We start from the raw sequence: 9711 nt of genomic DNA, 5'->3' as shown, positions 1-9711 counted from the left end.
CGTTTTCCTGCGGAAAACGGATCTGACCCCTCGAACGGGCGCCGGAAACGAAAAACGCCCACCAAAGGCGGGCGTTTTTTCTTTAAAATCATCAGTTTGTCGCAACTCAAGGCTTCAAGCAGCGCACCTGGGCCTGCAACGCCCCGCGCCGCAAGCACTCACCAAACAGGCTGCCCTGCCGACTTGGCAGGGGCTTGATGTTCTCCAACGTCCCCGCGTCCGCCGGGCACTTCCGCAAGGCCAGCGCCCGCAGATCCTGCTCCAGCTGCGCACGGTCAATCGCGTGGCAGCGATCGACCTGCAACCGATAGTGCGCCGGCCCGATCCGCGTGCTGTGCAGCGCCGGATCGCTCTGGCAACCCGCCAGCAGGAGCACACTCAATGCTCCTGCGGCGGCTCGCTTCATGCCATCGCCTTGGACTGCTCCAGCTCCACCTGCAATGTGCTGGCCAGTTCGTCACGGGACACTTCGAACTGCTGCTCGCGCAGCAGGTCCTTCACCGCCACCACGCCACGGGCCAGTTCGTCCTCGCCCGCCAACACCACGAAGCGGATGCCGGCCTTGGCCGCGTACTGGAACTGCTTGCCGATCTTCTTCGGCTCCATCTGCACTTCAGTGTTGATGCCACCAGCACGCAGGCGGCGGGCGATATCCAGCGACTGCGGCATGCCCTGCTCGTCCATCAGCGCTACCAGCGCCTGCACGCTGCTGCCTTCGATGCCGTCGATCAGGCCAGCCTCGCGCAGCTGCCAGAACAGGCGCGACAGGCCGATGGAGATGCCCACGCCCGGCAGCTTCGACTTGCTGTAGTGGCTGGCCAGGTCTTCGTAACGGCCGCCCGAGCAGATCGAGCCGATCTGCGGGTGGTCGGTCAGCGTGGTCTCGTAGACGGTGCCGGTGTAGTAATCCAGGCCGCGGGCGATGGAGAAATTCAGGCAGTACGCGCTTTCCGGCACGCCCAGCGCCTGCACCAGCTGCAGCACTTCGCGCAGCTCGGTCACGCCGGTACGCAGGATCTCCGACGAACCGGCGTCGGTCTCCAGCGCAGCCAGCTGCGCCAGCGCGTCGGCATGGCCCTGCGAACGCACGGCGACGAAGGCCAGGATCTTCTCGACCTGCTCGGCCGGAATACCGAAGTCCTCGCCCACCAGCGTCTCGCGCACGTAGTCGGCACCGCGCTTGTCCAGCTTGTCCACTTCGCGCAGCACCGCCAGCTGGCGCTCGCCCTCGGCCACGCCCAGGCTTTCGAAGAAACCGCGCATCAGCTTGCGGTTGTTCAGCTGGATGCTGAAGTCACCGATGCGCAATTCCGAGAACACCGCGTGGATGACCGCCAGCACTTCGGCGTCGTAACGCACGCTCAGGCTGTCCTTGCCGATCACATCGATGTCGCACTGGTAGAACTCACGGAAACGGCCACGCTGGGCGCGCTCGCCGCGGTAGACCCGCTGCATCTGGTAGCGACGGAACGGGAAGGTAAGTTCGTGTTCGTGCTCGGCCACGTAGCGCGCCAGCGGCACGGTCAGATCGAAGCGCAGCGCCATCTCCGGCAGCGAACGGTCGCCCGATTCGGCGGCATTGGCCAACGCACCGGTGGACTGCACGAAGTACACCTGGCGCTCGGTCTCGCCACCGGACTTGGTCAGCAGCACGTCGGACAGCTCGAACACCGGAGTCTCCACCGGCAGGAACCCGAAGCGCTCGTAGTTGCGGCGGATCACGTCCAGCATGCGCTGGAACGCAATCTGCTCGCGCGGCAGCAGCTCAAGGGTGCCGGGCGGGGTACGGGGCTTGATCACGGGCGGAACTCCTGCTGGAACGGGACGTGGGAGGGGGCGACATTCTAGCGCCCCCGCCTCGGGCAGGGTCGAACGGCCGCTTGAAGTATCATAAGGCCCTCCCCGACCGCGATACGCCCCCGCAACATGTCACGGCCTTCCGGCGCCCCGCCCGCCAACAACGATCCCGCCTCGCCGTCCTGCTCCACGCTGGACTGCCTGCACTGCTCGGTTCGCCACCTGGCGGTGTGCTCGGCGCTGTCGCCCGACGAAGTGCAGGCGTTGGAGCAGGTCACTGTTTCACAGCAGGTCGGCATGGGCAGCACATTGGCCCGCACCGGCGAAGAGCGCGACCATGTCTATACATTGACCGCAGGCGCGCTGCGCCTGGTGCGCACCCTGGCCGACGGTCGCCGCCAGATCAACGGGTTCGTGCTGCCCGGGGACTATTTGGGCCTGAGCGGCAGCGATCACCATCGTTACGACATCGAAGCCATCGCCGACAGCCGCGTGTGCCGCGTCGCGCTGCCCCAGATGAAGGCGCTGCGCAGCCGTTTCCCGCACCTGGAGCGCAAGCTGCTGCAGCGCGCCTGCCAGGAGCTCGACGCCGCGCAGGACGCCGCACTGGCACTGGCGCGCCTGCAACCGGCCGAGAAGCTGGCCGACTTCCTGCTGCGCCTGGCCGCGCGCGAGGCCAAGCTGGGAGGCGACGGCCTGCGCGTGTCGTTGCCGATGGGGCGCGGCGACATCGCCGACCATCTGGGCCTGACCATGGAAACGGTCAGCCGCACCTTTACCAAGCTGCGCCAGCAGGGCCTGATCGCCCTGCCCCACCTGAACGTGGTGGAGATCCTTGATGAAGACGGGTTGCGCGTGCTGGCCGGCAACCGTGCCCAATCCGCCTTGCCTCCCTCCGGTAGTGCCGGCCGCTGGCCGGCAATCGTGCCCAATCCGCGCTGCACCCCTCTGGTAGTGCCGGCCGCTGGCCGGCAACCGTGCCCCGCCCCGGTCAGCGCAGCAGCACGTCGCGCAACGCCGCGTAGTCTGCAGCCAGCGGCTCGGCGTACGCCGGCCGTTGCAACAGCGCATCCAGCGCGGGCGGCACCGCAACAGGTTCGCCGATCAAGGGCTCCACCACCGCCTCGAACTTGGCCGGATGCGCGGTGGCCACCACCGCCCAGTCGCCCTTGGCACCGCGTGCACGCAGGTCCTGCAGGACCTTGACCGCCGTGGCCGTATGCGGGCAGAACAGCTCGCCACCGCTTGCATGCGCCGCGGCAATGGTGGCGCGGATGGTCACGTCGTCCACCGCGAACGCACGGAAGGCTGCGCGCAATTCGGCATCGTCGCCGTGATAGAGCCAGCGCAAGCGCTCGAAGTTGCTCGGCGCGCCCACGTCCATCGCATTGGCTACCGTCGCCACGCTCGATTGCGGCTGGTAGTCACCGCCATTGAAGTACGCCGGCAGCACTGCGTTGGCATTGGTGGCCAGCACGATCTGCCCGATCGGCACACCCAGCGCGCGCGCCAGCACCGCGGCCATCGCGTTGCCGAGGTTGCCGGTCGGCACCACCAGGTTGAGCCGGCGGCGCGTTTCAGCGTGATGGGTCAGTGCTGCATGCGCGTAGTAGCTCATCTGCGGCAGCAGCCGGCCCAGGCTGATGCTGTTGGCCGAGCTCAACGGCACCTGCGCCTGCAGGTCGCGGTCGGCCAGCGCCTGCTTGACCATCGCCTGGCAATCGTCGAATGCACCGGCTACCCGCAAGGCCTGGATGTTGTCGCCGAAACAGCCCAGCTGGTGTGCCTGCCGTGGCGACACGCGGCCATCCGGATACAGCACTACCACGCGTACGCCGGGTTGGCGATGGAATGCTGCTGCCACCGCGGCACCGGTATCGCCCGAAGTGGCAACGACAATCGTCAGGTCGCGGCCCTTCCCGGCCTGCAGCCGCGACAGCGTACTGGCAAGGAAGCGCGCACCGATGTCCTTGAACGCCGCCGTCGGCCCATGGAACAACTCCAGCACATGGTCACCGCCGCCGAGCGGGCGCAGCGGCACCGGGAAGTCGAACGCCTCGCGGCAGATCGATGGCAGCGCGGATTCCAGCGCATCACCGGCAAAGAACGGTGCCAGCAGATCGGCAGCCGTCCCGGCCAGGCTGGCACCGGCCTGCAGTTCGCGGGTCGCCGGCAGGTTCTCCGGCACATACAGCCCGCCGTCGGGGGCCAAGCCTGCGGCAATCGCCGCGCTGAGGCCAACGGCCGGGGACTGGCCGCGGGTCGAAACGAAGTGCATGGGTTCGATATCCAGTAGAGGGGAGGAATTCAGCACAGGCGGGCTCCCGGCGCATCCAGCGGCGACACCCAGGCATCACTGTCGAAGCCGGCAGCGGCAAATGCGGCCTGCACGGGTGCCACGGCGGCGCGGGCCTGGTCGGCATCCTCGAACCAGGCGAACACGCTGGGGCCGGCACCAGAGATGCCCGCGCCCATTGAATTGGCCGACAGCGCTGCATCGCGGGCGGCCTCGAAACCGGCGATCAGGCCCGCCCGTCGTGGCTCCACCAGCACATCGCGCAGCCCGGCGCGGACCAGCCCGGCATCGCTGCAATGGCAGCCACTGAGAACCAGCGCGAGGTTCGCGCTCTGCGCGACGAACTCGCCCAGTGCATAGCTGCCCTGCAGTACTTGGCGTGCACGGCGCGTTTCCAGCACCGCGTGCGGATGCACCAGCAGGCTGTGCCAGTGCGCAGGTACCGGGATCGGCAGCAGACGATCTGCCGTGCACAACGCCAGCCCGCCCAGCAGCAGTGGGCCCACGTTGTCACCGTGGCGGCCGCCGCTGGCCACCGCCTCACCATCGAGCGCGAACGGATACAGCGCTTCGCGCGGCAGCGGCACGTCCAGCAGCGCATTGGCGGCCACCAGCGCCGCAACGCAGGAGGCCGCCGACCCGCCCATTCCCGAGCCGAACGGAATGCCCTTGTCGATCTCAATCGCGAAGCCGAACGCCAGCCCCAACCGCTCGCGCAGCGACATCAGCGCAGCGCCAGCAGTGTTTCCGGCCGCGTCCAGCGGAAGTTCCACCGCATTGCCCCGGATCGCTTCGATCCGCACCACCGGCTCATCGATGCGACGCACGCCCACGGTATCGCCAACACCTTCGATGGCATGGCCGAGGATGTCGAAGCCAACCGCCACATTGGCCACCGAAGCAGGCGCGAACGCACGCGCGATCACAAGCGCGCTCCTTCACCGGCGGCCACCCGCAGCAGGTCGGCGAACACACCGGCGGCGGTCACTTCCGGGCCCGCGCCTGGGCCCTGCACCACCAGCGGATTGTCGCAGTAGCGACGGGTGCGGAACTGCACCACGTTGTCGGTCAGCCGCAGGTTGGCGAAGGCGTGGTCGGCCGGCAACTCCTGCAGGCCAACCGAAGCGCCGTCGGCACCGAGGCGCGCGACATAGCGCAGCACCGCACCGCGCGCACGCGCATCCTGCAAGCGCTGCAGAAGGCTGGCGTCGGACTCGCCCAGGCGTGCCATGAAATCATCCACGCCGCCGTCCCGCAGCAAGGCCGGCACCAGGCTTTCGACCTGCACCTGCTCCAGGCTGAGCGCGTGCCCGGCCTCGCGCGCCAGGATCACCAGCTTGCGCGCCACATCCACGCCGGACAGATCGTCACGCGGATCCGGCTCGGTGTAGCCCATCGAGCGCGCCTGCGCCACCAGCGCCGAGAACGGCTGGCTGCCATCGAAGCGATTGAACAACCAGGCCAGCGTGCCGGAGAAGATGCCCTCGATGGCCAGCACCTCGTCGCCGGTATCGACGAGATCGCGCAGTGTGGTGATCACCGGCAGGCCTGCACCCACCGTGGCTTCGTAACGGAAGCGTGCACCGCTGGCGGCGGCGGCCGCACGGATGCGCTGGTAGCGCGGCAGCGGCCCGGCACCGGCCTGTTTGTTCGGGGTGACCACGTGGATGCCCGCCGCCAGCCAGCCCTCGTAGCGCTCGGCCACCTCGGCACTGCCACTGCAGTCGATCACCACCGCATGCGGCAGGTGCGCGTCCAGCAAGTGCTCGGTGAAGCGGTCAAGGTCGCTGGCCTCGCCCGCCTGCTGCAGCGCCTGCCGCCAATCGGCGTGCAGGCCATCGATCTCCAACCGCATGCGCGAACGCGAGGCCAGCGCACGCAGGCGCAGGTCGACGTTGGCCTTGGCCAGCAACTGCGGGCGAGCGGCCAGCAGTTGATCCAGCAGCGCCGCACCGACGTTGCCCGGCCCGATCACCCCCACCGCGAACGTCTGCGGCGACAGCCAGAACCCGGCGTGCGCGGCGCGCAACGCGCGGGTGGCATCCGCGGCGCCCACCGCCACCGAAATGTTGCGCTCGGATGAGCCCTGCGCGATCGCCAGGATATTCACCTGCGCGCGGCCCAATGCCTCGAACAGGCGTGCCGCCACACCCGGCTGGCCCGCCATGCCATCACCGACCGCCGCCAGCACGCTGACGCCCTCGCTGACCTGCACGCGCTGCACCTGGCCCACCGACAGCTCATGCGCGAAGGCATGCAGCAGCGCTTCGCGACCGCGTGCGGCTTCGGCGGCACGCACCACGCAGCAGATCGAGTGCTCCGATGAGCCCTGCGAGATCATCACCACCGACACTTGTGCCTGGCGCAGCGCGGCGAACACGCGCTCGGCGGTGCCTGGCACACCGATCAGGCCGGTGCCTTCCAGGTTCAGCAGGGCCAGTCCGGGGCTCAGGGTCAGGCCCTTCACCGGCCCACGCGGCGAGCGCTCGGCCGAGATGCGCGTGCCGGGATGCGCCGGCTGGAAGGTATTGCGGATGAAGATCGGCAGGCCGAGGCGGATCGCCGGCGACATCGTCTGCGGGTGCACCACCTTGGCACCGAAATAGGCCAGTTCGCAGGCCTCGTCGTAGCTCAGCGAATCCAGCTGCACTGCCTCCGGCACCAGCCGCGGATCAGCCGACAGCACGCCGTCGACATCCGTCCAGATGTGCAGTTCGTCGGCGTTGAACAGCGCCGCGAAGATCGCACCGGAGTAATCGCTGCCGTTGCGGCCCAGCGTGGTGATGCGGTCATGACGATCACGGGCAACGAAACCGGTGGCGACCACGCGCGACTGCGGATGCCGCAGCCGCCATTGGGCAAGGCGGTCGGCGCTGGCCTCCCAATCGACATCCACGCCCAGTTCGCCGTGCCCGACCACCAGCACATCGCGCGCATCGAGTACCGCGCAGTCTTCGCCCCGCGCACGCAGATGGGCGCCGAGCAGCTGCGCGGAAAACACTTCGCCCAGGCCCTGTACGCGGTCGAGCACCTCGCGCGGCAGCTCGCCGATCACCGCCAGCGCCGCCAGCACTTCGGCGAGTTGATCGAAGCGGGCGTCGATCCATTCGACGGTCTCGCCCACCTGCTCGCCCAGCAACGCCACGGCCGCGCCTCGATGGCGCGCGCGCAACGCATGCCAGGCCTCGCGCCAGCCTGCATCGCCCTGGGCCGCCAGCTGCGCCAGCTCGATCAGCGCATCGGTGACGCCCTTCATCGCCGAGACGACAGTGACCTGCAGCGATTCGGGACGGGCCAGCAGCAGGTCGGCAACATGGCGATAGCGTTCTGCATCGGCCACCGAGGTGCCGCCGAACTTGTGCACAACGGTGGACGGCGCGGCCAGGTCGGCCGGGGCAACGGGATGGGCGGGGGCGTGGGAAGACATGCAGACCTCGGCAGGAGGCCCCGTCGCATGCAGGTGTCGAGTTTCCCCGCCACCTGGATGGTGCGGGGCCGTGGTTTTCGGGAGTTACACGAAGACGACGGGCCGCACCAGGGCAGTGGTGACGGTGGTGGTGGTAATGGTGGTGGTGACGACCGGCGCAGTCGAACGGCCCGCAGTGGCGGGAGCGATCAGGCTGGCGGGGGCGGCATCAACGACCATGGCGTACAGAAAACACTGCACGCCGGGCGGCTGTCAAGTGCTGCGCCGCAAAAAACCCGTGCGACGATCATCGGCCAACGTGCCGGCATTTGGTTGCATCTGAGACAAAGCACGCATCAGCTTGCTTGACGCACGGATCAGCCGGCATGTTCGGCGATCGCCCGAGGTGCACGGTGGGCATGCGCGCACAGCATCACCCCGGCCACCAGGAACACGATCGCCAGTGCCTCCAGCAACGAGGGCCAGCGCTGTTGCCAGGCAAACGCGTAGAGCAGCGCGAACAGGGTCTCGAACACGATCATCTGCCCAGTGAGGGTCAGCGGCAGCAGCCGGCTGGCGCGGTTCCAGAACGCGTTGCCCAGAATCGAGGCGATCACCGCCACACCGGCACTGATTGCCCAGAACCCGCCCCACTGCGCTGGCGTGTGGTTGCCGGTGTGGCCGACGAAGGCCATCGGCACCAGCAGCAGGGCCAGGCCGCCCGTCGTGACGCCCGTCAGCAGCGACCAGTCATGGCTGGACAGATCCGGCCGCCGCGCCAGCCAGCGACTGTTGCCGATCGAGTACAGCGCCCACGAGAACAGCGCGCCGAACGCGCACAACAGGCCGATCAGGCGCTGCCGCCAGGGCGTTTCCAGGTGTTCGGACATCAGCGCTTCCCAACCGACCAGCGCAACGCCCAGCACGCACAGGCCCAGTGCCGGCAACAGCTGCTTCAGTGGCACCGCGCCCTTCTCGCGCACGCCCACCAGGGTGACTACCACCGGGATCAGGCCGACGATGAGCGAGGCCGCCGCACCGCCTGCCCACTGTACGGCGGTCGCCAGCAGCAGGAAGTAGACCAGGTTGCCGGCCAGGCTCAGCCACAGCAGGCCGATCCATTCAGCACGCCCCAGCTGCGGCGCCAGCCGCTTCCAGCGCGGCAGCAACAGCACCACTGCAATCAGGCCATAGACCAGGTAGCGACCGGCAGACAGTTGCAGGGCATTGAACGATTGCAGCACGGCGGGCGCGAGGAAGACCACGCCCCACAGCGCGCCGGCGGCAACGCCATTGGCGATGCCCAGGGCCATCGGGTTGTTGCGCATGGGGATTTTTCGGGGGGAGAGCACAGGCCGCGCAGTGTAAGCGTTGGCATCGAGCGCATTCTTGACCCAGGCTACTGCTCTGCTGCCCTTGTAGAGCCGAGTCATGCTCGACTGCTTTTTCACCGCTATCCCGCGAACGGCAGTCGAGGATGGTTCGACGCTACAGTCCGACGCTCCTGCGCCACGCGGCGGGCGTCTGTCCGCATTCGCGGCGCAGCGCCCGTGTCAGTGCGCTGTGTTCGGAATAGCCTGCCGCCAGCGCAATATCACTGATCGACGCGGTGCTCGCGCGCAGCTGGTGCTTGGCCCAGCGCAGCCGACAGGCACTGAGCCAGGCCTGCGGGCTGAGCCCGAATTCACGCTGGAACAGCGCGTGCAGGCGGCTCTCGCTGACGCCCACGAACGCCGCCATGCGCGCCACTGGCCACGCTTGGCCCGGGTCGGACCGCACCGCCGCGCACACCCCCTGCATGCGTGCACCACTGCCTGCCGGTGCGAACGCCTGCAGCAACTGCGGAAGCAGGGCCGGCATCGGCTGGCCTGCCTGCACTTCGGCCAGGCGGCGGCGCAGCGCCAGCGGCAGGTGCAGCCAACGCTGGCGGCACAGATGCTCCTGGGTTCCGTCATCGAGCACGCCCGGTGCACAGTCGACGATCACGAAACCGTTCGGGCCATCGGCCATCTGGTCATGGGCCTCGCCGGCAGCCACGAAAGCGCCCTGCAGCAGGTCCAGGCGGCCACCACGGCCTTCCAGCTCGAACTGCAGTTCGCCCCGCAGCGGCAGGACCCACTGCGCGTAGTCATGACGGTCCAGGCCGGTGGCCTGGCCGTAGTGCCGCAGGTGGAAGATGGCGCCCATCGGGCCAGTGTGCGCGTGTAACACA

General features: G+C 68.4%; 8 protein-coding genes and 1 pseudogene. 2 read left to right on the top strand and 7 right to left on the bottom strand.

What is annotated here, in order from left to right:
• Nucleotides 1-106 precede the first annotated feature (106 nt).
• Both ACMZPQ_RS16385 and hisS read right to left on the bottom strand, forming a co-directional pair.
• Complete coding sequence (locus ACMZPQ_RS16385) at nt 107-406, bottom strand: hypothetical protein (protein WP_197581913.1); 300 nt, start codon at nt 404-406, stop codon at nt 107-109.
• On the bottom strand, nt 403-1800 hold the full coding sequence (hisS, locus tag ACMZPQ_RS16380; RefSeq protein ID WP_197581911.1) for a histidine--tRNA ligase: 1398 nt from the start codon (nt 1798-1800) through the stop codon (nt 403-405). The genes ACMZPQ_RS16385 and hisS overlap by 4 nt, the downstream gene beginning before the upstream one ends.
• Nucleotides 1801-1926: 126 nt before the next feature.
• Between hisS and ACMZPQ_RS16375 the strand changes: the two are divergent.
• A pseudogene (locus ACMZPQ_RS16375) lies at nt 1927-2664 on the top strand (Crp/Fnr family transcriptional regulator); the annotation flags it as partial.
• Between the two features lie 124 nt (nt 2665-2788).
• Here the strand turns inward: ACMZPQ_RS16375 and thrC are convergent.
• From thrC to thrA, 3 genes are read right to left on the bottom strand one after another with little or no spacing between them, the layout of a single operon-like run.
• Entirely contained in the window at nt 2789-4075 is a 1287-nt protein-coding gene (thrC, locus tag ACMZPQ_RS16370) for a threonine synthase (RefSeq protein ID WP_197581907.1), read from the bottom strand.
• 29 nt (nt 4076-4104) lie between these two features.
• Entirely contained in the window at nt 4105-5019 is a 915-nt protein-coding gene (locus ACMZPQ_RS16365; protein WP_197581905.1) for a homoserine kinase, read from the bottom strand.
• Complete coding sequence (thrA, locus tag ACMZPQ_RS16360; RefSeq protein ID WP_197581903.1) at nt 5016-7520, bottom strand: bifunctional aspartate kinase/homoserine dehydrogenase I; 2505 nt, start codon at nt 7518-7520, stop codon at nt 5016-5018. Before thrA ends, ACMZPQ_RS16365 begins: the two co-directional genes overlap by 4 nt.
• A gap of 27 nt (nt 7521-7547) precedes the next feature.
• Here thrA and ACMZPQ_RS16355 point away from each other — a divergent pair, with 27 nt between their 5' ends.
• On the top strand, nt 7548-7868 hold the full coding sequence (locus ACMZPQ_RS16355) for a hypothetical protein (RefSeq protein WP_197581901.1): 321 nt from the start codon (nt 7548-7550) through the stop codon (nt 7866-7868).
• An 8-nt stretch (nt 7869-7876) separates the two neighbouring features.
• Here ACMZPQ_RS16355 and ACMZPQ_RS16350 read toward each other — a convergent pair whose 3' ends face one another.
• Nucleotides 7877-8827 (bottom strand): DMT family transporter, encoded by a 951-nt coding sequence (locus tag ACMZPQ_RS16350; protein WP_197581899.1) that lies wholly within the window; start codon nt 8825-8827, stop codon nt 7877-7879.
• Between the two features lie 160 nt (nt 8828-8987).
• On the bottom strand, nt 8988-9686 hold the full coding sequence (locus tag ACMZPQ_RS16345; RefSeq protein ID WP_197581897.1) for a helix-turn-helix transcriptional regulator: 699 nt from the start codon (nt 9684-9686) through the stop codon (nt 8988-8990).
• Nucleotides 9687-9711 lie beyond the last annotated feature (25 nt).

This window comes from Stenotrophomonas maltophilia (assembly GCF_047497515.2).
In the GTDB taxonomy this organism is placed as follows: domain Bacteria; phylum Pseudomonadota; class Gammaproteobacteria; order Xanthomonadales; family Xanthomonadaceae; genus Stenotrophomonas.
This window is presented reverse-complemented; position numbering and strand designations above follow the sequence as displayed.